This window comes from Faecalibaculum rodentium, assembly GCF_001564455.1.
Lineage (GTDB): Bacteria > Bacillota_I > Bacilli_A > Erysipelotrichales > Erysipelotrichaceae > Faecalibaculum > Faecalibaculum rodentium.
This window is the reverse complement of sequence record NZ_CP011391.1, coordinates 1,396,863-1,421,042: the sequence shown is the minus strand read 5'-3', so window position 1 is coordinate 1,421,042 and position 24,180 is coordinate 1,396,863. Positions and strand designations below refer to the sequence as shown.

Here is a 24,180-nt window from a genome sequence, read left to right as displayed (position 1 = left end):
GCATGAAAGATTCAGATGGTTTTTTTTATTTCAATCTTGTCTTACCAACAACGGAAAGGGTGATACTGTGAACGATTTTCAGAGGTTTTTTCTGATCCGGTTTCTGGCAAGTATCCTGGCATTGATTCTGATCTTTCTGGTTTCCAGAGTTGTAGAGCGGATCATGAAACTGACAGATGAACCGGAGCTGCCGGAAAACTGGGGCATAGTCTGAAGAAGGGTCGGGGATTTCGATTTTCAGCCAGCCGGTGTACGAACCAAGGTTCTTCGGCAGCGTACATGCATACAAAACAGGACCCCGGAAACTGTCCCGGCAAAGGACAGGCTCGGGGGTCCTGTTCTGTTTCAGGACAAAAAAACCCCTTAAAAAGGGGTGTGGTTTCAACTGGCGGAGAGTAAGAGATTCGAACTCTTGGTAGCCTTTCGACTACACAGCCTTTCCAAGACTGCACCTTAAACCGCTCGGACAACTCTCCAGGTCGATTTCATGCCTCAGCTCTTGCTGAACGCTTAGTTATAATAACCTGGATATATCCTCTTGTCAAAGAGATTTTCAAAAAACTGCATGAACTGCTGTCTGATTTTTCTCGTTTTTTGATGAGGTAACAGGAAATCGATGCAATCCAGTGGCAACACAGTATTCACATAGTTTTCACAAAGCACTGTTCATTGCACATTATACGTATTTAATCCTGACAACGTTGACCAATATGGAAGCAAATACTGTAATTCCAGGAGTAATTCTGCGCATTTCTGCACCTATGAGCATGTAAAGTCGAAAGTCCATGAGGGGCGAAAGTTACACAGCTTGATTTCCAGAACAGTTATACGACCTATACTACACAGGTTTCAAAAACAATTAGCGGTAATCAGGCAAATATGAATAAAAAATTCGAGTTCACCTTCGCTATGACCAAAGTTGATAACAGAAACGTCGTGTTTAATATTGTATCTGGAAGCAATGAGTATTCTAATGCGGGAACAGGATTTGAAACGATCAGTCTTGGCAATGGCGAATCGTTCTCGGTTTATGGATTAACTGTTGGTGATTCTTTCACAGTACAGGAAACCGATGCCACGTTGACAAAAGATACGTACGTAACAACTATTACTGAAACGGGCCAAACGAACCTTGCAGATATTGATACTGATAATAGAAAGATCTCAGTTGGAACTACAGCAAAACCGATTACAAAGAATACCGCTTGCACTGTAGAAAACAAGAAGACGGGTACTGTCCCCACTGCCTTCTTCACAACCTACGGTCCGTATGTGGCTGGCCTTGCTCTGCTTGGCGGATTAGGCTATGCAATGTTCGGAAAGAAGAAAAAGAACGGCTGATCACTCATCCACAGGCATTCACAGACTGGCGAAAGCCGCGGATATCGGCAACCGGATCCTGTCGGTGCTGACCATCATGGTCATGACAGTGGGCTGTCTCTATTGCTTCTATTGTCTCTTTGATGACTGGAGGCAGTCGCAGGCAGGCCTGTCCTCATCCATGGCTCAGTTCAAGCACGATGCCGAGGATCCGCTCTCCTTTGATGAACTTTTGAAAATCAACCCGGACGTGATTGCCTGGCTGACCATCGACAAGACCCGCATTGATCAGCCAGTCGTCCAGGGAAAGGACGATCTGGAATACATCAACAAGGGAGCGGACGGAAAGCCGTCGCTGTCTGGTGCGATCTTTTTGTCCTCGCTGAACAAGCCGGATTTCTCGGATCCCTATAACATTCTGTATGGGCATCATATGGACAATGGTGGGATGTTCGGGGATGTGATGGAATTTCTGGACAAAAAGTATTTCGGGGGGCATAAGACCGGATCTCTTCTGACAAAAGAGTTTACGGAATACAAGCTCGAGGTGTTTGCGATCATGGAAACGGACGCGATGGATCCCGATGTATATTCCATGGCTCTGGTATCCGGCGGCGATACGAGTGCTCTGATCGACATGCTGCGGTCCAAAGCCAGATATTTCCGGGAACCAGGAGAAAAATCTCCAAAGGTATTTGCCTTGAGTACGTGCAACAGTTCCCAGACAGACGGGCGCACCATTTTGTACGCCTGGGTGATAAAGGTGGTGGAACATGAGAAGTAAAAGAATTCTATGGCTGGCGCTGCTCCTGTTTGTCATGACCTTCACCATACTGCCGGTCAGTGCGGCGGAGACTTCCATCAGCGTGGGCATTCCGGTACAGGTAAAGTCCGGAGATACACCGGCTGTCAAAGGCGATGTGCTCTTCACTCTGACACCAGTAGAGGGAGCACCTGCACCAGCGCAGTCAGGACTTCGACTGGCTGCAGGCAACGGCAGCATCCTGCCGGCTGTGACACTGCCGAAGCCGGATACCTATGTATACCGGCTGCAGGCCGCACCGGCGGATCCATCCAGCGAATATATTGAGGGACTCGCGGATTTCCAGGTGGAAATCACGGTCTTCAATGGAGATACCGGAATGGAAGCGGTGATCGTTGCAAGTGACTGGAACAAACCGGCTGACGCTCAGCCCAAGGAACCAGTCACGGTGGTGCTGAAGCGCAAAATACTGCCGGGTCAGGATAAAGGAGCCGATACAGCGGCGAAATCTTCTTCCATGAATCCCTGGATGTGGCTTGCTGCAGGATCTCTGCTGCTGGCTGCGATATTCTGGATTGGCCTGAAGCACGATACAACCGAATAGACAACAAAGCCCCATGCCCTGGCGCATGGGGTTTTGCGTATGTTGTTGGTTCTGGAGATGTGAAGCGGACGGGAGGATGTCTGAACGATTGCACTGTCACGTAGGGAGGGGATGTCAGGTTTTGATGCAACCGGTTCATGCTGGTGATTTTAAATACAGTCAAACGGGTTTGGGATACCGCTGAATCCTGCAGGAGGACTCTTCATCCTGAATGAAGAGTCCCTTTCTTTTGCGGGTTCCAGCCTTGGCCAGTTTCATTTGGCAGTCCTTCTCTGCCAGCATCGGCATCCGGCTGTTCTTTATACTTTCGGCGAAAATGTGACATAGCTGGAGATATTGTGTGCAACAAAACAGGCGAACTGTGGGATGGTTGTGTGATGCCCGTAAGCCGGGATTTCCGTCTTGAGTTTGGTCTTTAAAAAACGTAAGATTTATTCATGTCAATCCGAGAATTCATTGACGCTGAAACGTATAACGTAAAGCGAACGATGGACCTGGACCCGGCGGCGAAATCGCCCTGGGAGGTCCTGCTTTTATATCCGCATATCAAGGCGCTGCGCTCTTACAGAATTGCGAACCGGCTGTGGAAAAACGATCACCGGTTTCTCGCAAGGTGGGTCAGCAACCGGGCGCGCCGGAAGACCGGCATCGAGATCCATCCTGGTGCCACGATCGGCAGGGGACTTGTGATCGACCACGGAATGGGGGTCGTGATCGGGGAGACTGCGATCGTGGAGGATGACTGTCAGCTGTATCACGGGGTAACGCTTGGCGGTGTGGGGACCACGGACATCAAGCGGCATCCGACGCTGAAAAAGGGTGCCTATGTGGGGTCCGGGGCGAAGGTCCTGGGGAACATCACGCTGGGAGAATCCAGCAAGGTGGGTGCCAATGCAGTGGTGCTGCAGGATGTGCCCGATCATGCGACGGCTGTGGGCATGCCTGCACGGATCATCACGAAGCAGAAAGGGGAATGAACCGGGTATGTGGAAATATCGCTGCAAGACGCAGCTGATTACACTGGCGCTTGCCTTTGTGTGTGGTGCCGTTGCCTTCGGATTCCTGCTGTATGCCGATCCGTCCAATGCGTCTCTGTCGTTTCTTCCGCCGGAACTGGCGGCGTATGCGGTGGGAAACAAGATCGCAATGTGTGTATCGGGGGGGCTGGTGGTCGCAGGCATTGCCAATATCATCCTGATCGGACAGCTGCTCATGACACAGTTCCAGGTCTCTCCGATATTCATCTATCTGTTTCTGTTCCTGATGCCCTCGTACCTGATCCTGATCGGGACAGCGCTGGTGATCCCCATGGTGATCCTGAGTATCGTGGGTCTCATACAGCTGAAAACGGGACGGGATTCCGCATTCCGCCGGGCAAAGATCACCGGAGATGCGGAGCTGGTGCGCATCTATGAGCTGCATCACAAACTGGATCCGCAATACAAAGCCATGGCGGAAGAGTGCCGGAAAAATGCAGACCGCGCCGCTTCCATTTATGCGTTGGGTATTGTGGCGGTGATGTGTGTGCTGTTTTTCGTGAACAACATCCTGATCATGATGCTGGCCATCATGGCGTACATGATCATTTTCAACTACATCGCGCGATATCGCGCCAGCTGCATGATTCCGATCACAAAGCTGCTCTATGAACAGTGCGATCCGGAAGCATGCATTTCGGCCATCATCTACTACTCCACGCGGCGGGGGAAGGTGCGCCTGACCAACCAGGCCCTTCTGGCCCAGTGCCTGATTTACCTGAATGATCCGCAGCTGGCCCAGGATGTGCTGATCACATTCCCGCGCAAGGATGCAGCGAGTGTGCTCACATACTGGTCTTTGATGTCCTACATCTATTACCTGATGAAGGACCAGGCGGGCCTGGAGCGAAGCTATGAAGAGGCAACGAAGGTGCGGCTGAATTTCGGCAACACGGGTGTGATGATCCGGAGCGAGGAACTGAATTCCATCAAGAACCGTCTGGATCTGATGAACGGCGACTTTTCGGAATGCAAGCGGTATTTCCTGCAGAGTCTGAAGACAGCGGTGTTCCCGTTCCAGAAAGCGGATGCGGCGTACTACATCGGCCTGATTTCCTTTGTGCAGCAGGACTACGGTCTGGCCGCCATGTATTTCCGGCAGGTGATCCAGACCGGCGGCAAGCTGTATTTCGTGGACAATGCCAGAGGCTATCTGGAGAAGATCGAGGAACTGGATGCGATGGATCAGGCACAGGAGCAGCAGGCTTCTCTGCCGGCCCTTCCGGCTGTAACAGAGTCGGAAACCGTGACGGTGGATGTTCAGGAGCCGGAGGCATCTTCTGAGGATGCGGGTGACGGGACCCGCACTCCTTCTGAAACAGGCCCTGCAGATCTGCCGGCGAAACCGGAAGGCAGCTCTGGAGAGAACGATCCGGACGAAGACAAATAAATCGACAGACTGGCTGCAGACAGCATGACATGATTCCGGATGCGGATCCTGTCAGGGCTGCCTGCAGCTTTTTTTGCTTTTCTTTTCATCTGCCGGGTTATCTGTCTGTTGCGGCAGGCAGGGAAACCGGTGAATGAAACGACGTTTCTCTGGAATGGCTGTCTGCAGGGAACAGTGTGTAAATGGTGTTTCAAAGTGTCCTGCATTTTGTTTCATGCCGGGATCCATTTCGTATCATCTGTGTAAAGAGAAAACCGGCGAATCTCCATAAGGGAGGCACCGGCTGCGGAAAGGGATGGAGAAACGATGAGACAGGAGAAAACAGATTCCAGGCTGCAGGTGCAGTACAGCCTGGCACAGGGACTGTACTGAGGCGCAGGGTGTGCCCTGACGGGATTCACAGCGGTGTTCCTGCAGAGCAGGGGACTGGGCAACACGGAAATCGGTCTGACGGCCGGACTTGCCTCTCTGGCTTCGTACTTTGTGTCACCACTGCTGTCAAAAGTGGCTGCCAGGTGGAACGGGATCTCGCTGCAGGTATATATGATGATGTATCTGGGACTCAGCGGTCTGCTCTATGCACTGCTGGCTCTTCTGCCTCTGCCGGACTGGCTGATCATGGCGGGATACGGGATGACATTCTGCCTGTTTCTGGCCATGAATCCGTTTCTCTCGCAGATTTCCATGAACTGCATTGCACAGGGACTGCGGCTGAAGTTCGGGCCGGCAAGAGGAGTGGGATCCATCTCCTTTGCGGCTGCGGCTATGATCCTTGCACAGCTTTCTTCGTGGCTGGAGCCCGGCTGCCTGGGCTGGATTTATGCAGCGGGAACTGCCTGCCTGAGTGTGGTCCTGCTGTGGATGCCGCAGGTGTATGCAGCCGGTGACGATTGTCGTCAGGCAGCTGAAGCGGACTCGGAACTCTCTGCACAGGTCACTGGGAAAAGACAGGGCTGCCTGTTCGGGAAATACCCGCTGTTCTTTGTGCTGCTGGCGGGGTTTGGCCTGTGTTACATGGTGGCCAGCTGCATGCAGACCTATCTGGTGAATATTCTGGAGGACATGCACCTGGACCCGTCACTGCTGGGCATCAGCCTGTTTCTGATGGCCGCCAGCGAACTGCCGGTGATGGTGCTTACCCCGCGGATCAGGCAGCGAATGGGATCCCTGCCGCTGCTTCTGGCTGCAGCGCTTTGCTACGGATGCCGGAATCTGCTGGTGGCCCAGGCTACATCCTTCGCCATGCTGCTGACCGGACTAATGTGCCAGGGAATCAGTTTCGGGCTGTTTACGGTGGTGATCACCGAATATGCGGGATCGGTCCTGGAGCCCGGGGACAGACTGACGGGACAGAGCTGGATCGCCATTGCCACAACAGGACTGGGTGGTATGGCAGGCAACCTCTTTGGGGGGATCCTGCAGGATACGCTGGGACTGCCGGTCCTGCTGCAGCTGTGCAGTGTGATGACCGTTGTTGGCGTGGCAATCGCTGTGGCCGGCCTGGTACGGGCAGCTATCCTGCGGGAAATGGCTGGTCATGTCGGCATTGTGCGGCGGCTGCTGAGTCCGGACTGGCGTACACAGGATTCGATGGTGAAATAATCATGGAAATATAGTGTCGCCAGATCGAACAGGACAGAAAAGTGAAGTAGAACATGGCTGGATGCTGTTCTCCTCTTTTCATGACTGCCACAGAGCAGGGGATGTCTGTTTGTTTAAATGAACTGAAAAACCACCCAGTCAATCTGATATCGGGTGGGTTTTGTATCTGATGGCTTTCGATATTCAGTTCAGAACGGTTTCTCCGGCGTCCTGTGCCTGTTCCAGGCAGTCTTTGATCAGTATGACTACGCTGAGGGGAATGGAGGCAAGTTCAGCGATGTTGCACAGACTGCTGCCTCCCTTTTTCAGCATTCTGGTGACGATCCGGTTTCGTTCGGCATATATTCCGGTCTGCATGCCTTTCTGTATTCCTTTCTGTATCCCGGCAGAAAAGGCAGACTGTTCCCGGGTTTCCAGCATTTCCTGCAGTACTCTGCTCATATAGCTTCTGCTCCTTTCTTTCGTTTTATGGTCTTCACCATATCCTGCAGCAGAGGTATGGTGATGTTTTCGGGATCCGGTTCGTTGAGATCCTGCATGAGATGACCCGGAAATGAGTCATCCCGAAATCCGGCGTTTACAAATACCTGGTGAATATCAAAGCGAAAGCATGTCGTTTTATCGCCTGTCACCGTTTCCATGATCCGGATCGGTTCATCGTGCGGAAAAATCTTAAGTCGGGTTCCTTTGAAGTGGTTTGCATTTGTGATGAACACACAGTTGGTCTGCAACCTGTCATTGCAGGGTTTGCCCGCTCGCACCGCAAACTGTGATGCGATTTCAGAATAACGGAGTACACGTCCGGGTTCAATGTCGTACTGGATAAAGTCATAAACACTGACACTTTCTCCTTCCACCTGTATGAGCATATCCAGGATGGAGTTTTTGCCCGTCATCAGATCGGCATGGTTTGGGATGGGTGTCTGAAATGACACCGTGATCTTGTCGGGTTTCAGGGTCTGGCCAAATATGGCTTCGTGCAGAAGTATGCTGAATGCTTTCTTTTTGTCCTCCGGCAGCCGGATCGCGGCTGCTTTCCGGTAGACGTCATCCATCAGACACAGCTCATCCAGTGCAGGTTCCAGCGTTTCTTCCAGGGATGAATATTCCGGTTTTTTCAGACTGGCAGATTGCGGATCTGTCTTTGTTTTCCGGTCTGTCTTTCCTTTCATTCTGTTCTCCTGTCCAGCGCCCCATGTTTGTATAGTCGCCAGAGGGCGCTGTTTTTGATAAAAAACTCCGGAATGCCTGAATTACCGGGTTTCGCGTCATGGACGACAGGTACGGCTGCCATCGGCAGACTGGCAGACTGCGACAAAACGGTAACAAAAAGCCCGGCCTGGCACCGGGTCAGTAACTGGAATCATGAGGAGAATTCAAATCGGGTCGGGCTGGAACCAGGAGCAGGATCCCGGAAGCCCAGACCATTTCGGCCAGTCCGCTGACATGCCCACAGGCAGCCATGATGACAAAACTGATGCCCAGGACCAGGAACCAGGTCCTGGCTTTTTTGTTGTGAACATACAACACAAGCCGAAGCTGTTCGACAGACAGCAGGATGATGGCGGCAATCTGGAGCCAGATATGCAGGTCATTGAGCCATCCCGGACCGGCCGCATTCCAGGGAATCACGAATCCCGCCGCCAGACATACCAGCCAGGGACCGGGTCTGTACCTGCGGACAAGCAGTGTGAGAACCAGCAGACCCCAGAGAATGTACAGCCACAGGCAGTGCTGCTGGAGAGCCGTGATGTTTTGGGAGACAGGGTTTGTGAAAAAAACCGGCAGCCACAACAAAGTCAGAACAAAAATCTTACACACATCTTAAAAGTATACAGATTTTCGTCGGATTTCATCAAAAATCAGTCCAATCCGCGTATATACAAGTACGCCCCATGGAAAGGAGGTCCGATGAAAGACCATGTAACGGTGACAGGACGCAGCGCTTCGGTGCTGCGGATCCAGGTCAATGAACAGGAAATGTTTGATGAAACACTGCTGGAGCAGGCGGCGTTCGATCCGGGGTGTCTGAAGTGCCGGGTGGTCTGCAGGAATCCGGTGGTTCTGGAGTATGACATTTCGGGACTCATGGACATCCATGCCTTTCTGCAGGAATACACCTTTGTGCAGCGGGAGGGTTACGGATTCCTGGAGGAACTCTTTGAATCCTCGATTCGAACGGCCAGGGGCAAGCCGCTGCACCTGGATATCCGTACGGTGTTCTGTTCCAGGTACGGAGACCAGTTCCGCTTTGCTGTCCTGCCACTGAAAACCGATGCCTGGCTGCTGCAGCGGGAAGAGATGCGGGACTTCGTGGAAGCTGTCCGCTCGGCCTTTCGGACATCGACGGATTACGAAATTCCCGGCTGGCTCCAGATGGCACAGAGCAGTGACCAGTTCTCTTTGCCGACAGTGATCCAGGGACTGCGGGAACTGGAACGGACCTACCATCCCCGCCGGTTTCCCTTTCTGCCCCCGAAGCCGAGAGAACCCTTCCGGACACGTGAAGAGGTGATCCTGCCGGTGATCGAATACGATGCACTGATGCCGCCACTGCCGATCCCTGGATCTGAGAAGCCGGACCCGGGTGACAGGTGGGCAGAAAGCGGCGGAAATCCGGCATTCACACAGGCCACCCAGATCCTGGCGCCGGTGCCGGAAGCTGCCGCCTGTCTGGTGGATGGCGACAGCCGGTATGAACTGCCGTTTGAAACCATGACCGTGGGCCGGGGGATGCAGGCCGACATCCGGGTCCTGGATGACAGCGTATCTGCGCTGCATGCCAGGATCACAGCGGATCAGGGACGGTTCTATATCCAGGACCTGAGATCCGCAAACGGGACCTGGCTCGGGGAGAAACAGGTGAGGCGAAAAATGCGGCTCCGCAATGGCATGGAACTCCGGCTGGGGGCGCATATCCTGCAGTTCATACAGTGAACCGCTACAGGCGTCTGAAAGTCCTTGGATGCAATCTGTGCTGCACGGAACTTGCACGGGATGAAGAGACCGGCAGGCTTGTCATCCTGCGGCGGGCCCGAAAAAGCGATATCCTGGCCTGCCGTCAGTCTGCCAGGGAGGCGGATCTGCTACTGAAGCTCAAGGGCAGGAATGCACCGTGCCTGTATGAGTGCCGGGAAACGGAGACGGAGCGTGTCCTGGTGGAGGAATACATCCAGGGAACACCCGCCGGCGGGCTGAGCAGGGCGCAGAAACGGCGGGTCCTACAGGAAGCGGCCCGCATTCTGGAAAGGATCCATCAGCTGGGCTACCTCTATCTCGACCTGAAGGAAGACCACCTGTTTCTGTGCGATGACAGGGTGGTGCTCATTGATTATGACGGCGTGCTGGAGGCCGGCAGCCGTCAGTGCTTTTTCGCCACACTGGACAGCATGGCACCGGAACTGGCCGGTGACTGTCCGAAAACCACGGCAGCGGATGCCTGGGCCTGGGGGATGCTGGCCAGACGCTGGCATCTGTATCCCCTGCAGCGACGCCGGTGCCTGCAACTGGACCCAGGGCGACGGAGGGATCCCCTGCATTCTGGAAAGATCCCGGGCAGTGTTCTGATCTGGATGATCACAGTGTCTGTCTTCGCGGCCGGACTTTGTGTTCCGGTTCTGCAGCTGCCCGGGTCTCAGATGCACGAAACGGATCTCGTCCGTCAGGTGCTCCTGGATGACAGCCGTCCGCTAAGTGAACGACTGCAGGTTCTGCAGGACCTGGACGAACCGCTGGAGGCAGGGGTGCTGGAACAGGTGTGCCGGAAAGTCCGGACAGAGCAGGATGCGCTGTGTGTTGCGGCATACGCTCTGCGAATGAAGACAGAAGGCTGTGACATGACCCTGCCGGCGGAGTGGAAAGACCGGTTCGGGTCTGATGTGTCACAGCTGATGGAATGGAAGGAGACAGTGAATGACTGAACATATACAGCCGCCGGTAGATGCCGGCACGATCTGCGAGATCTGCACCATGAAGGATCCCGGGATCCTGACACAGCCATCCCGCCGGGTCTGGATCAGGACGCCGGAAGGACTTTTGCGACAGATGGAGGCCAGTGACAGCAGAATCCCGGAAAATTCAAAACCGGATGGATCTTCGCAGAAAGAAGACCTGAATCCAGGTGCAGGACCGGAGACCGAAACAGATATGGATCAGGATGCAGGCATCGGTTCAGGCGGGGAACGGGAACTGCCGGAACCGGTGGCAGCAGCCGAAGAGACAGCGGAAACCCAGGGTGTCGGGGAACACGACAGCCAGCCGGGTTCAGGAGAATCGGGCTATCAGACAGCGGCAGACGGCACACATCCTGAAATCAGTCCCGGCCTTACGGAGGATCCGGACAGCAGTGACGATCCTGCGACGGATACAGAGAGCAAAGACGGAGAAGATAAGACAGATCCGGATGCTGCGGACAAGATTGTGGACTCCGCAGGACAGGGCTGTGCTGATCCTGCGCCAGGCGCATCCGATGACAGCCAGCCGGAATGTCCGGGAGAAAAACCTGCCGACAAGGATCCGGACAAGAAACCAGCTGGGTCTGTGCAGGAGAAGCCGACTGGCTGCATTCAGACGCCGGCTCTGCTCTTTCCGTCGGCAAAACCCTCTGAATTACCGAAGACGGAAGAGTCCGGATCAGGAGAATCCCGGGCACCGGAAGGATCTGCTCCCGTATCCGGTACTGTCACGGGCACCGGGCTTCAGGATCCCGCAGTTTCTGCGTCTGGATCCATGGAAGAGAAACTCCGGCCCATCCTGACAGCCCCGACTCCTGTACCGGAGCCCATCCCTGCTGGAGCCGGAGAGACACTGATTCAGCCCGGGACACCCGGTACAGACCTGACACAGCCAGCATCGGCCAGTCAGATCGAAACCGGGGTTGACATCACAGTACAGACCGGTCTGGTCATTGCCCGGGAAAAGAACCGGGAACGCCAGGGACCGGAACAGTCTGCAGAGAGCCTCAAAGCAGAGTCTTCTGGTCACCTGGTGAAATCCGGCGGTCTTCTCTTTGACTGGGACCAGGAAGAAGGACTCCGGATCCTGGAAACCAGAACCCCGCCGGTACGCTTTTCAGTGCAGGAAACTGCGGATACCGTGCAGCTTCGCCTGCCCCCCGAACAGAGCATTCTGTCAGCCCAGGTGGATGGAGAACCCATTCCGGTGCAGAAGGATGAACAGGGAAACACCCTGCTCGAAGTGCCCAGGGGAAGAACCGTGCGGGAAGTCCGGGCCCTGACTTCGACCGGCACTCTGCTGGAACACCAGATTGGCAGCAGTCAGTCCATGAACTGGTTCAGTCTGTGGCCCATACTGCTGGCCCCTGTACTCTGGCTGAAGAGAAGACACCATGGCTGAGCTGCTGTGCTTTACCGAAAACCGCTTTTCCAGCCTGGAGCTGCCGGAAAGAAACGGGGCTGTGGTCATGGAGGATGACCATCGGTCCATACAAGTCCCGCTGAATCATGCCCGGATTGCCGGCGACACGGTGTATTACGCCAGAGCCCGTCCTGGTCCTGATGACCTGAGCCTTCTGCTGGCACATGACGGATTTGTCTTTGGACGGCAGCTCATGGAAACACCCGATCCGGCTGTATCCATCGAACACTTCCGCATCACGCGGCAGGGCGGGAACTATGTGCTGGAAGACCTGGACTCCATGAATGGAACCTACGTCAACGGACGCAGGATCCGGCGCGAAACGCTGCATTTCCTGGACCGCATCCAGTGTGCACGCTGCAGCCTGTTATGGGTGGGGTCCTTCTTTCTGTGCAGCTTTCGCCAGCATGGACCGCCGGTATCCGCCATTCCTGTCAACGCTGCACGACAGCCGGACAGGACACAGTCCTGGAAATCCCTTCCCGGCTGGACAGTGATGCCGGACCCTTTGCAGGAGACACTGGAGAGCTGGACACTGCAGGAACCGGTGAAGCCCCAGAGCCTGTTTCTGTCCTGCGGGTCAAGCCTGCTGATGTGTGCCGGATCCCTGCTGTCGGCAGCCCTGCTCCAGGTCACACAAGCCGGAACCGCAGATACCGTCAGGACAAGTCTTGTGATGTCGCTGAGCATGGCCGGCAGCTTCCTGGTCTATGGCCTGATTTCCCGCCGCATGACCTGGAAACAGCAGCAGGCAGAAGCAGACGGCAGACTGGAGGCTTACCGCCAGTATCTATGCGGCCTGCAGATGCAGTTCAGACAGCTGCGGGAGCAAATCACAAAACAGCAGGAGAAGCTCGCTGAGCTCTGGTCAAACCTTGATCCCGTCCTGTTTCAAAGCGGACTTCCGGTTCCCTGCGGATGGACCGAGACCGGGCTGCCGGTTGAAATCCGGGAATCATCATTCAGCTGGCAGCACCGTCGTCACCCCCTCTTTGCCTTTGTGAAAGCTGTTCTGGAAGAAGCAGCCATTCCTGTCCGGACTCTGCGGTACGAGGACATGGAAGCACCTGTATCGGGAAATCCGGAAGCCCTGTTTGCGATGACCATCTGGAGCCAGGATCCGGCACGGGTAAAGTGGGGCGGGCTGCAGCCGGTGGCCGGAGAATATCCTCATTTGTGGCATGACCACAGCCGGGTCACAGGAAAGCTGCCGGGCATGGCGGTCTATGGACTGGATATCCGGGAAGATACGGGGTTGTCGGTGACTCTGACAAACCTGAACAGCCTCCGGTTCTGTCCTCCCCGACCTCAGACAAGACCACTTTCCAAAGTCGGGACCGGTCCCTGCTACCGGGTTCAGATCGGCACGAATCAACAGCAGCAGCCAGTCTTCCTGGACTTGCTGGCAGACGGGCCCCACGGCCTGGTCGCAGGAACCACGGGAAGCGGGAAATCGGAAGCCATGGCCACGCTTCTGACGCAGCTGATGAAGGAAAACGACCCAGCCTGGTTCCGGTTTGTGATCCTGGACTTCAAGGGTGGTTCCTTTGCGGCTCCCTTTTCCGGACTGCCGCATTGTGCAGGCATCATGACGGATCTGGATGAAACCGGGATGGACGCCCTGCAGCTGGCCCTGGAAGGGGAACTGAAACGCAGGGAGCAGCGCATGCATGACTTCCAGACTCTGTACCCGGCGCAGACACCGGATTTTGTCACCCTGAACCGGTTCTGTCCGGAAAACCCGATCCCGCTTCTGCTGGTGGTCGCAGATGAATTTGCGCAGATCCGGGAACAGTATCCTATGCAGATGGACTTTCTTCAGTCCCTGGCCAGGGTCGGACGGTCTCTGGGCATCTGTCTCCTTCTGTCCACTCAGCGTCCGCAGGGAATCGTGGATGCCCAGATCCTGGCAAATACGGGTTATGTGCTGTGTTTCAAGGTAAGAGACCGGTTTGAAAGCCAGGAAGTGCTGCATGATGGCCGGGCCGCGGACCTGAAAGGGGCAGGAGATGGCTGGTTTGGACCGATGCGGTTTCAGGCACTCTATGCCAGACGGCCTGTCAGCGCCGGCGGCTGTCTGCAAAAAGCAGATGGCCAAATCCTGCGGCAGCTGCCAGTCAGGACCTGGATGGAAGAAACCCTGGAACTCGCTGCCAAAGGCCGGGAATGCTGCGATCTCCTGCTCCCCGGAATGCCCGGGTCGTTTGATGGGCCGGGACTCGCGCAGGTGCTGGATGCGTACGCAGCCAGACTCTGGATCCTGGATCCGCCTCTCGGCAGTTTCACCCGGATCCTGGCACCGGAAAACCGGGATCAGGTCCTGACCGTTCTGCAGACTGTCTATCCGGGCATGGTCCTGCCAACTGCCGGTACTGCCTGGTTTGCCCTGCATCTGCAGGGGGAGCGGACAGTGGTCCTGCTGGATGAAGACCCGGCATTATGGATCCATCCCGATGTGCGTCTGATCCTGATCCAGACCAGGCCTGACAGACTGACTGTTTCGCCGGATCAGACCATTGTGACCGGCAGTGCCGCCAGTCTGAGCCTGTTCGGGGGATTCCGGAACGATGTGCCATTCCCGACAGGCCGCCTTGAACCAGACGGGCTGCCACTTCATTTTCAGGACCGGCTGGATCCGCAGGATGATATGGTCCTGCCGGATTTTGACCAGCCGCAGGACTGGGCTGCGGTTTTCACTCAGCCTGTGCTCGGCCTGCATCAGGGAGAGCCGGTGTTCTGGGATGGCGAACCGCTCGCTGTCTATGGCAATGAGGCCATGGTGGTGGCAGCCAGGCTCTGTCAGTGGCGTCCTGACTGGCCAAAGCCGCTGGTGGAACCGGAAGATCATACAGCACCCTGCAGCAGACTGTATACAGGTGGCTGGAAACCCAGGGCCTGGACACTGGGCCTGCCTTCTGTGCCGGAACCATGGATCCTGCAGAAGAAATCCGTATGCCAGGGCCTCATACCGCTGATCCATGCACAGTGACTGGCTGCTGAACATCACGGATGTCCTGACAGGAGACACGCTGCAGCTCTGGCTCTCTCCGGAAACCGCTCCGGCAGATCTGGGGATTCTCTGGCTGATGGATCCCGTGACAAGGCAGGTGCTGGATCCTTCACTGCCGTCCGGGCTGCTGGAATGTCCGTTTGGGACACATCTTCTTGCGCTGCTGGCCTGAAGGGCCGGCATTGCGTCAATGATTCACGAGAAAGGAAAACTGATTATGCACATACAGGCCAACTATGACCACATTCTTCAGGAAGGACAAAACCTTCAGCAGCAGGCACAGGACTGCCGGAGCCGTATCCGGCAGCTGGCTGCAACCATGGAACAGACGGCGGAAATCTGGCAGGGCGAAGACTGCCAGACCTTCCTGTCGCAGGCACGGAGCCTGCAGCCGCACCTGATCCGTCTGACTGAAATCATGTCGCAGTATGGTGATACATTGATCCGCACAGCACAGATCTATCGTCAGTTGCAGCAGGACAGAGCCGCACAGGCTGCGAGGCTGTTATGATCCGGATTTCCAGTCAGGAACTGGCGGCCAGATCCGCCACGATGAAATCCCAGCTCAATGACATGCGTGCCCTGTTTGCGGCAGTGACCGGCCGGATCCGGGCTATGGAAGGTGAATGGAGTTCACCGGCCAGCCGGGCATTCGCGAGCGAATACGAGACGCTGGTTCCCCTGTATGAAAACTATTGTGAAGTGACCGAAGCCTTCACAATCTATCTGGACCAGACAGCCGCATCCTATCAGGAAACCGAGCAGATCCTTGCTGCCGGCATGGCCTCATGAGGGAACAGGTCTACTATCAGAACCTGATTGGCCGTCTTCAATCCATGAAGCACAGCATTCCTGCCTGCCTGAGTGCACAGGAGCGTCAGCAGGTGTGCAGCCGCCTCAGTCTGATGCAGTCTCAGGCAAGAGTGATCCTGGCTGCCCTGAAACAGGATGAGGACCGACACTGATGCCCTGAAGGGGTATTCGGCAAGTCTTCGGGGTCTTCAGTCCTGGGGGTACAGAAGCAGTGCAGCGTATGGCACACACCTGGAGGTCCAGAACAGCCTGAACCGGCTGGCTCTCTGGTTTGAGACAGCCGCCACGCAGGCGGAGCAGACGGAGACGGCTCTGGCTTCCGTTACTTCGGTCTGGAAACCCGGAACGATGCAGGTCAGTCACACAGAGGTATGGAACCTGGGACAGCAGCTGAAAAAGAAGCCGGTCACGACCACCTTCAGCGGAACCGTCTCCACGTCTCTGGCTGCAGCCCGGTTCACGCACAGTGGAGCGCATCACAGATTCGATACCGATGTCCGGGTATTTGATACACAGGCCTCGGGCAGTGTGGGATTGAAGCTCTGGGACAAAAAGAAGAGATTCAGTCCCGAAGCCAGGATCCAGGCAGAGGCATCCATGAGTGCTGCCTGTGTGACGGGAAACTACAGGGTGTTTTCGGGAACAGGTATGTCCGGGTCTTTGCGGGTCAGGGGTGAGACCGGGGCTGTCTATGCGAAAGCCGAGGCAGTGCTGTCCAAAGACGAACAGACACTGGAAGCATCTGTGGGAGCTGCGGCGTTCCGGGGAGAATGTTCCCTGGCGTTCTCTCTTCTGGGCTGTACGGTGACCATTACAGGAGAAGGCTCGGTTGGCAGCTGTGAAGCCGGCCTCTCCTATCGGCACATGAACCGGGAGTGGGAGTTTGGCAGCAAGCTTGGCTTCATTGCGGGCACCGGATTCAAGGTGAATGTCCGCTATTGATGGCACTCGTATTTGTGACTGGCCATCCCCTGGACCTGAATCATCCGGACCGGTCAGAGTGAATCGAATCAATTCAGAAAGGCAACAAGCAACAACAAGAAAGGAAACAACATGAAACAGACACCGGAATGGCTGCCGCTTGGCAGCGTCGTGACCCTGAAAGAAGGGTCCAAGAAGCTCATGACCGTCGGGCGGATCCAGCGGGGAGGAGATGACATCCTGTATGACTACGCGGGCGTCCTCTGGCCGGAAGGCATGATCCGCAGTGACCGGCTGTATCTCTTCAATCATGACGATATCGATCTGCTCTGGTATGTGGGCATGCAGGATCAGGAGGAATTCGGCTTCCGTCGTGTGCTGGAAGAACAGTACGATACCCTGCACGAATAAAAACTTTTCCCGGCAGTCTGCATGACTTGAACGGGAACAGAGATAAACCAGTTCTTCATCTTTCACACCCGGTTGCATCCGGGTGTTTTGAAAATGCCCGGTAAAACCGGGAAGGAAAGAAAGAGTCCAGATAAAATCGGGCGGTCTGGAAAGAAAGGAGAAGGATGGACAAAAACAGAAAAGACAGGAAGGATGGAATCCCACATGGCCATAGGGCCATCAGCGAAGAACTCACGGCTGTCATCTCCCCGGAGGAAGCAAAGGCAAGATACGACAGAGCGCAAAGGAAATCCTGTCTTTGCCATATCTGTGTGCGCTGAATCTGAAGAAAACTGTACCGGACCTGTTTTCGGGCAGTCTGAAGGATATAGCATGCCGCTTCAGGAAATCGATGGCAGCAGATACTGGGGGTGTGAGCGAATGTCTGAAGGACCAGCTGGCTGAAACAGAAAAAGCCACGGCAAGTCTGATTCACTGGTTCTGTATGTCTGTGAAACAGCCGATCCGAATGTACTTCTGATCGATGTCGAGAGGCAGAACACGAATCCAGGATCCAGGCATCTGGCAGGACGGTTCTTTTACTGCATCGGTGTATTGCTGACATCGCAGAAAAATGATGTCAGTGGTTGTTCCGGAGATGAATACCGGAATGCGAAACCGATTCTTGCCTTGAGGATCATGCCGCTCATGGAACACAGTTTTATTATTGACTGCAGAAGCCGCGCTGAAATGGTTTTTACTGACAGTGATACAGGAAATGCAGGACAGAATCTGTGTCATGTCATGGATGGTTTTATACGGATCAAGGTGTTCGCAATCGGAAATGACCGGGATGAATCGGGAGACGGAGCCATTCAGTGCCTCAGTCATTTTTTCAGAGAGTCCATCGAACCGGAAAAGCAGATTCGATACCTGGAGAAGGAGGGAGTTCCAGCAACAGCCCACACCATAGATCAGCTGAATGACTGCAATGAAGCCCAGGTCGTCTGGCCGGATCCGAAGATGAAGCGGGAATACCACCAGATGAAGGCGGAACGGGATGTATCTATCGAGAAGATTTATGGATTCAAATCCGAGAACGACGGCCTCAAAAACGAAAATGACAGACGTAGATCCCGGCTCGACCTGCTGAAGGAAAAATATCCCGAAATGTATCATGAGATCACGTCCACATTCATCCGCAAACAGGAACGCTGACATCTGGCTGCTGATTCGCTGCATCCTTAGATGACTGCCCGACCGCCTGTATCGATATAGCCCAGGCACACGAAAAGACCGATTCCACATCCGGAACCGGTCTTTTCATCATGGCCAGACAGTCAAATCTGCCGCTTTTCTCTGGCTCAGCTTTCCGCGTCCGCGCTTTCCATCAGATCCGGCCTGGTCACCAGATACTGCGGATAATTGACGCGGAGGTAATCGAAGATGTCCTGGTCAAACACCCGGAAATCATACTTGGTCAGGTAGCTCACCAGACATTTCTCCGTGACTGTGGAGTCATTCTTAAGTGTGCTCTCCAGCTCGCCCTTGATGTCATCATAGTTGTTGCTGACAAGCACAGCCACGAAGAACTGCGTCTTGTCGTCGCTCTCGAACACTTCGTTCACCACACCGGCTTTGCTCTCGGCACTGGACAGCGTGTTGATCAGACGGGTGGGAAGCACAGTATCCATCGTAGTGACGATGGTCGCCGTCCCGTTGTAGCTTGTGCCCTCCGTCTGGTACTGACCAGCCACATCCTGCGCGCTCTTTCCGTCCTTCAGTGCCTGCAGCGCCTTGTTGGCGGAATCCTTGGAATCCGTCTGGATGATCTGCACCCGGGAGGGCTTGTACTCCTGCACGATTTCCTCCTGAGCATCGGTGAACCACTTTGTCAGCAGTTTTTCCGCCTGGACAGCAGGGATCAGCACCTTGTCAATATAATCCTGCCGGTCCTTGTATCCCATGCTCTGGATATAGCTTTCCAGATTGTCCGAGGTTTTGGCGTATTCGTTGTAATTGTCCTCCGCCTGTTTCCGGATCTCATCCGTCACCGGGACTTCCTTGTCGTAAATGACTTCTTCAGCCATCTGCATCACCAGGTTCGGGCCTGTGGATTTCTTGATGTATTCATATTCCTGCCCGCGGGTGTATGTGACATCGCCGATGGTCATCAGCTCTTTGTCCGGATCGGACACGGAAGCCGTGGCTCCGGAACACCCCGCCAGGAACAGCAGGCCGGCTGCACCCGCAGCGATCCATGATTTATTCCGCATCTGCCTGATCTCCTGCTGTCTTCATGTAGTTGTCCAGACGGGCCTGTGTCTGTTCGTCCTCGAACGTGATCTTCAGTTTGGATGCCGCCTCCTGCATGATCTTCATGGACAGACCGGTATCGCTGCCGAGCAGCGCATACAGCAGTTCATCCCGGACGTCTTCATTGTCAGACTCGTGAATCGCAGTCACATTGTCTTCATCCACTGTGACCTTCACCATGCTTTTGGCGCCTGTGGACGCATCTGTCACAGAGATCCAGTCTGTTGTCTCGCCCTTTTTCAGGGACAGCGCGGCGCTGACGGCTTCCGCAGCCACCACTCCATTGCCCTGGGCTGCATCATCCGCATCGATGTACCCCGCGAAGCCTTCCTTGTCTGCTGTGGCTGTATCATCCGAGAAGGCAGTGGCCGCATTTGCGAAGGTGCCGGATTCCAGTGCCTTGTCAATGCTGTCGACTTTCTTCTGCTCGTCCTCTGTCAGCGACTCGGGGTTGGAAACCGTGACCTTGATCTGGGATACCGTCCGCGGCTGCTTGTCCTTGAGGGATTTCTTCAGTTCCTCGAAGTGCGCATCCACATAGGTGCGGTCCAGTTCCTTTTCCTTTACGTTGACCAGACAGTAGTCGTACAGGTCATCATAGCTCGCAAAGCCATAGGAGGCCAGTTCCGCGGAAATGGCTTCCTTGTATTTATCCGAACTCTGTCCCCGGACATTCTGGTCAATGGTTTTCTCCATTTCTTTCGCTTCCTTCTCCAGGTCCGATGTGGTCTGCACAGACTGGGAAACCACGGCATTTTTATACAGATTGTAAAGCAGCTGTCCGTCAAAGGGCGCTCCCTGGTCATACAGTTCATCGGCAGTGATGTCCCGTTCTGCAAGGGAAGCAATCACGTCCTTGCCGTCTGCCTGACGGCCCGGGACGTTGTTCCGGTTTGCGTCGTAAATAAAATAGCCGGTGGCACCTGCCAGGGCCACAATGATCACGACCACGAACCAGTTCGATCTGATCCAATCAGACATAGTTGTCCTCCTTGTGTGTTCAACTGTTAAATTATACACTTCGTCAATTCTTCCGTCAAAAACCCCTTTACCTAAAGGGGATTCGACGATTTTTAATGAGGTTCATTCATTTTTGGAGTAAAATTGGAGCATTTTTCTACGCCAGAATGTTCGGGATTTCGTCTTCAAAAGCCCTTGCGATAGCCTCCGCTTTCCTTAAATCAGTTGTCTCTGTATAGACCTGCAGAGACATTGCTGCTGATGCATGGCGTGCCAAATCAGCAACTGTTTTCAAGTCAGTCCCGGCCAGCACAAGATTCGTGATGTAAGTGTGCCGGAGCATATGCGGATGGAAATCAAACCCAAGCTTTTGCGCTGCAGTCCTGATTGTATTACCGGTGTTTCTCGGATGCAGCCAACGTCCCTCTTCTGTACAGAGAATCAGGGGATAGGGGTTGTAGTCTCTCCATTCCTTCAAGGATTCTATCAATGGTTCAGGGACAGGTAAAACGGCATTCGGTTTTTCTGTCTTCGTCATATCCCTAATATAGAAATCTTTGACCTTTAGCCTGGTGTAGGTCAGCTGCTTGTTTATCCGGATTGTCCGGCTCTGGAAATCCACATCATCCCATGTCAGAGCACAGGCTTCTGCGATTCGCAGTCCCAAATAGTAACCAAGCATCAGGAACACTCCTTTAGATCCGGAAGTAAACTCGTCTTTCGCGTGTGATACCAGATTCAACAGCGATTTGAAATCTGTCTCCGAAAGGTAGTCGCTGCTGCCGGCTTTCTTTCTGCTGTTGTTGACGCCGGAGGTCTGTACCAGATTGATTGGCCAGCTGGCGATGTATCCGGATTTGACAGCCAGATTCCCAATCCCGGTCAGTACGGTTTTGGTAGTTGCGACGGCAGATTTTCCCACAGTCGACATATCTGTGAAAAAGCTCTGCAGTTCTGGGTAGTGCAGATCTTTGATATCTGCGTTTCCCAGAACAGGCAGGATGTGTTTATTGTAATTGTCCCTATACAGGCTGATCGTGTTCGGGGAGTATCCCGGCAGCTTGATCATCTGCTGGAAAAGCTCATCAACTGTATGAACGGAGTTGTCCACCACCAGCCCTTTGGCCAGATCGGACTGGACTGCAAGGGCATGTACCTGCGCTGCCTTCTTGGTCGCGAAGCCGGACTTGCTGTACTTCTTCTTTTTCCCGTACCGGTCCTTGTATTCAAAAGTGACCCGCCATGTGTAGCCGGACTTCGATTTCTTCGATTCTCGCTTATCAAATCGCATAGAAAAACCATCCTTTCTGTTCGTCAGGATGGTACAATCACTAATGCTTTGAGGTTGGTTATACCATCCTTTGCCTCCCTCGCTGGCTGCATCCGGCGGGGGAGTTTTTTTTTGTTGTTGTTAAAGGAGTCGAAATCGACCAGGTAGCAAATTGCGTTCTATACAAAATGCTCAGAACACCATTTTCAACGCTTGACGAAAATGGTGTGGCTGTGAACCGTTTCCAAAATGGAAAGAGTTCAAATCATTAAAACAAAAGGCCCTGCGTCTCTATAGAAACACAGGGCTGGAGCCGCTGGGGCTCGTGTGTGGCTTCACAGCCGTGCTCCCTACTCGAAGGCCAGGAGCGATGGAAGCAGATATGATCTCTTCCTGAATGTATTCACATTTTATCAGTGAACGCCTGTGTCTTCAATAATTTAGTTAATCATTCCCATCAAGGCATTTTCCAGAACACGGCTGAAATTGATTCCTTTTTCTTCCGCAGCAGCTTTAAGCCATGCGGGGATAGTGGTATTGGTTTTAACTCTGCGGTTCCGGTATTCTTCGTGCAGTAGCTCCGGATAAATCGTGATAGGGGTAACGACATTACCAGCTGTGTCCTCAGCGCTCAGAGACTGAGAAGGTTCCGGGATTTCTTCGCTTTCTTCTTCCAAAGCGTAGTAGTGCATGGAGAGAGCGTCTTTTGCAATACGGGCGGCCTGATCAATGGTTTTTCCGGATGCTACACACCCTGGGAAATCAGGAAAGTAAACGCCATACCCTGAATCACAGGGCTCCATAACGGCTAAATAGGTTTTTGTTTTCATGATTCGTTCGAAGATATACAGGGCAGGAGGGCTTATTTCAGCCCCGCCTGTTTAAGAATGCTGTTGGCGGTTCCCTTAGGGACTTCGTCTGACCAGCTGTGGGGAGCAATGGTCACGAGTCCTTTTTTCTCAGGATGCTTGTACTGTCTGTGACTGCCTCTTTGTCTGGTGACCATCCAGCCATCCTTCAGTATCAGTTTTTCTATCTCCCTGTATGTCATCTCCAACCTCCTTATAGCTATATTATACGCCTAAATATACGCATGTAAAGAGCTTTGATTATTTAATCCTCAGTGATCCTGAGTTTATATTTACCAAGTACGGGGAATTCGTCATCGGGAGTTATCAGTATTCCCAGAAAGAACCTGTTTCTGGAGCTATTACTGTCATATAAACAAATCCATCATCCGTTGCTTGCTGAGAAACCGCGCATTTAATGCCGTCAACTTCTGCACTTCCATATGTGTAGTGAGTGACGCTATCTCGATAGGCTGCTTTTGCTAACCCTTCAGCATCATCTATGTCCAGCGTTTTCAAAACCGTTTTAGGAAGTTCGTACATATAGTAGTCTTTAACGCTTTGGTCATTTTTTGAGGTAGGTATTATTGCTGATATATTTATAGCGTCAACCCTGCTCTTATCGTATTTGTCCCAGACGACAATCGAAGTTTCATCGCCTGAAGGTCCCACAATATCAATTCCAGGATAATCATTGCTTGTATCTAAAGTTGCTTTAGCATCTGAAGGCAGTGCTTTTTGGACGGCTTTTGCAGTATCTAATGCAGAAGCATTAAAAGCCGTTCCATCAGGAGTCAATTCGATTTTTTTAGTACCAGTACATCCGGCCAGCATAAGGGCCGCCAATCCTGCAGTAAGTAGTTTCTTCTTCATAATCAAAAATCCTTTCTTAATATTCTGTCATTCGCATCCTGTACTTTCCAAGCACACGGAAGTCATCGTATTTCTGTATCGGTATAGGTTCATACCTTGGATTCTCAGAAAATAGCCACATGCTCCCATCGGGGAGCTTTTTAAATCTCTTGCAGAAATACTCCCCATTTAGACTGAACGCGCCAATGGACCCTGGGTCAATGGTTGAGGTCTGCTCAAAAACGACATAGTCACCGTTCTGTATTCGGGGCTCCATGGAATCACCAAAAGCAGGATTTGCAAAGTAATGACAGGCTTTGGAAACCATTGTATCCGGTACGCCCAGATAGTCCACCGGCTGCTCATCAACCCATTTTCCAGTCCCACAAGAAATCGGATCATAGACTGGGACGGTATTCAGGTGAATCTGCAACCGTTCAGGGGGCAGCATGTTGCCGGGTTCTCGTTTAGGGTCTCCGGCTCCCTCTTCTTGCCAGCCCATGAGGTAAGCAGGAGTGGTTGACAAGGCTTTGGCGATCATGGCCAGTTTGTCCCGGCGCATATTTTTGATCATTCCAGTTTCCCATTTTCGGACGGTGCTCTTATTGACTCCAACAGCATCGCCCAATTGCTCAAGTGTCCATCCTTTTTCGGTTCTTAATTCTTTAATCCTTCTTCCTGTATCTTCTAACATGATTGCACCTCATT

Annotated in this window: 28 protein-coding genes, 1 tRNA gene and 2 pseudogenes; 19 read left to right on the top strand and 12 right to left on the bottom strand. The window is 53.6% G+C overall.

Going from position 1 to position 24,180, the window contains the following annotated elements; translation table 11 throughout:
- The first annotated feature begins 67 nt into the window (after positions 1 to 67).
- Positions 68 to 214, top strand: a complete 147-nt coding sequence (locus aalo17_RS12850) for a hypothetical protein (protein WP_158507757.1) — start codon at positions 68 to 70, stop codon at positions 212 to 214.
- A gap of 172 nt (positions 215 to 386) precedes the next feature.
- Here the strand turns inward: aalo17_RS12850 and aalo17_RS07055 are convergent.
- Positions 387 to 476: transfer RNA gene (locus aalo17_RS07055), tRNA-Ser, on the bottom strand.
- A gap of 379 nt (positions 477 to 855) precedes the next feature.
- Between aalo17_RS07055 and aalo17_RS07050 the strand changes: the two are divergent.
- From aalo17_RS07050 to aalo17_RS07020, 6 genes and pseudogenes are all read left to right on the top strand, one after another.
- Positions 856 to 1,341, top strand: a pseudogene (locus tag aalo17_RS07050) (DUF7601 domain-containing protein); the annotation flags it as partial.
- Entirely contained in the window at positions 1,307 to 2,104 is a 798-nt protein-coding gene (gene srtB, locus aalo17_RS07045; protein ID WP_082743302.1) for a class B sortase, read from the top strand. The pseudogene aalo17_RS07050 and the gene srtB, both read left to right, overlap by 35 nt.
- On the top strand, positions 2,094 to 2,687 hold the full coding sequence (locus tag aalo17_RS07040) for a hypothetical protein (RefSeq protein WP_067557462.1): 594 nt from the start codon (positions 2,094 to 2,096) through the stop codon (positions 2,685 to 2,687). The genes srtB and aalo17_RS07040 overlap by 11 nt, the downstream gene beginning before the upstream one ends.
- 437 nt (positions 2,688 to 3,124) lie before the next feature.
- Positions 3,125 to 3,664, top strand: coding sequence for a serine O-acetyltransferase EpsC (gene epsC / locus aalo17_RS07035; RefSeq protein ID WP_067557459.1), 540 nt, complete (start codon positions 3,125 to 3,127; stop codon positions 3,662 to 3,664).
- A gap of 7 nt (positions 3,665 to 3,671) precedes the next feature.
- Complete coding sequence (locus aalo17_RS07030) at positions 3,672 to 5,114, top strand: tetratricopeptide repeat protein (protein WP_067557455.1); 1,443 nt, start codon at positions 3,672 to 3,674, stop codon at positions 5,112 to 5,114.
- 387 nt (positions 5,115 to 5,501) lie between these two features.
- Positions 5,502 to 6,716 (top strand): MFS transporter, encoded by a 1,215-nt coding sequence (locus aalo17_RS07020; protein WP_082743301.1) that lies wholly within the window; start codon positions 5,502 to 5,504, stop codon positions 6,714 to 6,716.
- Between the two features lie 183 nt (positions 6,717 to 6,899).
- On the opposite strand, the gene aalo17_RS07015 is transcribed toward aalo17_RS07020, so the two are convergent.
- From aalo17_RS07015 to aalo17_RS12845, 3 genes are all read right to left on the bottom strand, one after another.
- Positions 6,900 to 7,157, bottom strand: a complete 258-nt coding sequence (locus aalo17_RS07015) for an RpnC/YadD family protein (protein ID WP_067557446.1) — start codon at positions 7,155 to 7,157, stop codon at positions 6,900 to 6,902.
- Complete coding sequence (locus aalo17_RS07010) at positions 7,154 to 7,888, bottom strand: hypothetical protein (protein WP_067557443.1); 735 nt, start codon at positions 7,886 to 7,888, stop codon at positions 7,154 to 7,156. Before aalo17_RS07010 ends, aalo17_RS07015 begins: the two co-directional genes overlap by 4 nt.
- 178 nt (positions 7,889 to 8,066) lie before the next feature.
- Positions 8,067 to 8,537 carry a hypothetical protein gene (locus aalo17_RS12845; protein WP_158507756.1) on the bottom strand — a complete coding sequence of 157 codons (471 nt, stop codon included), beginning with the start codon at positions 8,535 to 8,537 and terminating at the stop codon, positions 8,067 to 8,069.
- 90 nt (positions 8,538 to 8,627) lie between these two features.
- On the opposite strand from aalo17_RS12845, the gene aalo17_RS07000 reads away from it, so the two are divergent.
- The 12 genes from aalo17_RS07000 (at position 8,628) to aalo17_RS06950 (ending at position 18,444) form a co-directional block, all read left to right on the top strand.
- Positions 8,628 to 9,653 (top strand): FHA domain-containing protein, encoded by a 1,026-nt coding sequence (locus tag aalo17_RS07000; protein ID WP_067557437.1) that lies wholly within the window; start codon positions 8,628 to 8,630, stop codon positions 9,651 to 9,653.
- Positions 9,650 to 10,636, top strand: coding sequence for a protein kinase domain-containing protein (locus aalo17_RS06995; RefSeq protein WP_067557434.1), 987 nt, complete (start codon positions 9,650 to 9,652; stop codon positions 10,634 to 10,636). Before aalo17_RS07000 ends, aalo17_RS06995 begins: the two co-directional genes overlap by 4 nt.
- Complete coding sequence (locus aalo17_RS06990; RefSeq protein WP_067557431.1) at positions 10,629 to 12,071, top strand: hypothetical protein; 1,443 nt, start codon at positions 10,629 to 10,631, stop codon at positions 12,069 to 12,071. The genes aalo17_RS06995 and aalo17_RS06990 overlap by 8 nt, the downstream gene beginning before the upstream one ends.
- A complete protein-coding gene (locus aalo17_RS06985) occupies positions 12,064 to 15,081 on the top strand; it encodes an FHA domain-containing protein (RefSeq protein WP_067557428.1) in 3,018 nt (1,005 codons plus the stop codon). Before aalo17_RS06990 ends, aalo17_RS06985 begins: the two co-directional genes overlap by 8 nt.
- The gene (locus aalo17_RS06980; protein WP_067557425.1) at positions 15,071 to 15,274 is read left to right on the top strand and encodes a hypothetical protein; all 204 of its coding nucleotides are present in this window, start codon (positions 15,071 to 15,073) and stop codon (positions 15,272 to 15,274) included. The genes aalo17_RS06985 and aalo17_RS06980 overlap by 11 nt, the downstream gene beginning before the upstream one ends.
- A 45-nt stretch (positions 15,275 to 15,319) precedes the next feature.
- Positions 15,320 to 15,613 (top strand): WXG100 family type VII secretion target, encoded by a 294-nt coding sequence (locus tag aalo17_RS06975; protein ID WP_067557421.1) that lies wholly within the window; start codon positions 15,320 to 15,322, stop codon positions 15,611 to 15,613.
- Positions 15,610 to 15,894, top strand: a complete 285-nt coding sequence (locus tag aalo17_RS06970; protein WP_067557418.1) for a WXG100 family type VII secretion target — start codon at positions 15,610 to 15,612, stop codon at positions 15,892 to 15,894. The genes aalo17_RS06975 and aalo17_RS06970 overlap by 4 nt, the downstream gene beginning before the upstream one ends.
- A complete protein-coding gene (locus aalo17_RS12840; protein WP_158507755.1) occupies positions 15,891 to 16,067 on the top strand; it encodes a hypothetical protein in 177 nt (58 codons plus the stop codon). Before aalo17_RS06970 ends, aalo17_RS12840 begins: the two co-directional genes overlap by 4 nt.
- Positions 16,051 to 16,857: a hypothetical protein gene (locus tag aalo17_RS06965; RefSeq protein ID WP_067557416.1), complete on the top strand. Its 807-nt coding sequence runs from the start codon at positions 16,051 to 16,053 to the stop codon at positions 16,855 to 16,857. Before aalo17_RS12840 ends, aalo17_RS06965 begins: the two co-directional genes overlap by 17 nt.
- A 111-nt stretch (positions 16,858 to 16,968) precedes the next feature.
- Positions 16,969 to 17,247, top strand: coding sequence for a DUF4176 domain-containing protein (locus aalo17_RS06960; RefSeq protein WP_067557413.1), 279 nt, complete (start codon positions 16,969 to 16,971; stop codon positions 17,245 to 17,247).
- Between the two features lie 164 nt (positions 17,248 to 17,411).
- Entirely contained in the window at positions 17,412 to 17,567 is a 156-nt protein-coding gene (locus aalo17_RS12835) for a hypothetical protein (RefSeq protein WP_158507754.1), read from the top strand.
- A 463-nt stretch (positions 17,568 to 18,030) separates the two neighbouring features.
- On the top strand, positions 18,031 to 18,444 hold the full coding sequence (locus aalo17_RS06950; RefSeq protein ID WP_145907590.1) for a hypothetical protein: 414 nt from the start codon (positions 18,031 to 18,033) through the stop codon (positions 18,442 to 18,444).
- Positions 18,445 to 18,590: 146 nt separating this feature from the next.
- Here the strand turns inward: aalo17_RS06950 and aalo17_RS06945 are convergent, their stop codons facing one another.
- The 8 genes and pseudogenes from aalo17_RS06945 to aalo17_RS06915 all read right to left on the bottom strand — a co-directional run bounded on the left by aalo17_RS06945 (position 18,591) and on the right by aalo17_RS06915 (position 24,166).
- A complete protein-coding gene (locus tag aalo17_RS06945) occupies positions 18,591 to 19,502 on the bottom strand; it encodes a peptidylprolyl isomerase (protein ID WP_067557404.1) in 912 nt (303 codons plus the stop codon).
- Complete coding sequence (locus tag aalo17_RS06940; RefSeq protein WP_067557402.1) at positions 19,492 to 20,523, bottom strand: peptidylprolyl isomerase; 1,032 nt, start codon at positions 20,521 to 20,523, stop codon at positions 19,492 to 19,494. The genes aalo17_RS06945 and aalo17_RS06940 overlap by 11 nt, the downstream gene beginning before the upstream one ends.
- Positions 20,524 to 20,659: 136 nt before the next feature.
- The gene (locus tag aalo17_RS06935; protein WP_236940457.1) at positions 20,660 to 21,571 is read right to left on the bottom strand and encodes a tyrosine-type recombinase/integrase; all 912 of its coding nucleotides are present in this window, start codon (positions 21,569 to 21,571) and stop codon (positions 20,660 to 20,662) included.
- 60 nt (positions 21,572 to 21,631) lie between these two features.
- A pseudogene (locus tag aalo17_RS13320) lies at positions 21,632 to 21,793 on the bottom strand (Arm DNA-binding domain-containing protein); the annotation flags it as partial.
- 419 nt (positions 21,794 to 22,212) lie between these two features.
- Complete coding sequence (locus aalo17_RS06930; RefSeq protein WP_067557396.1) at positions 22,213 to 22,602, bottom strand: type II toxin-antitoxin system HicB family antitoxin; 390 nt, start codon at positions 22,600 to 22,602, stop codon at positions 22,213 to 22,215.
- Positions 22,603 to 22,634: 32 nt separating this feature from the next.
- Positions 22,635 to 22,823: a type II toxin-antitoxin system HicA family toxin gene (locus aalo17_RS06925; RefSeq protein WP_067557393.1), complete on the bottom strand. Its 189-nt coding sequence runs from the start codon at positions 22,821 to 22,823 to the stop codon at positions 22,635 to 22,637.
- 124 nt (positions 22,824 to 22,947) lie between these two features.
- Positions 22,948 to 23,493: a hypothetical protein gene (locus aalo17_RS06920; RefSeq protein ID WP_067557390.1), complete on the bottom strand. Its 546-nt coding sequence runs from the start codon at positions 23,491 to 23,493 to the stop codon at positions 22,948 to 22,950.
- Positions 23,494 to 23,509: 16 nt separating this feature from the next.
- Entirely contained in the window at positions 23,510 to 24,166 is a 657-nt protein-coding gene (locus aalo17_RS06915) for a LexA family protein (RefSeq protein ID WP_067557388.1), read from the bottom strand.
- Positions 24,167 to 24,180: the final 14 nt, after the last annotated feature.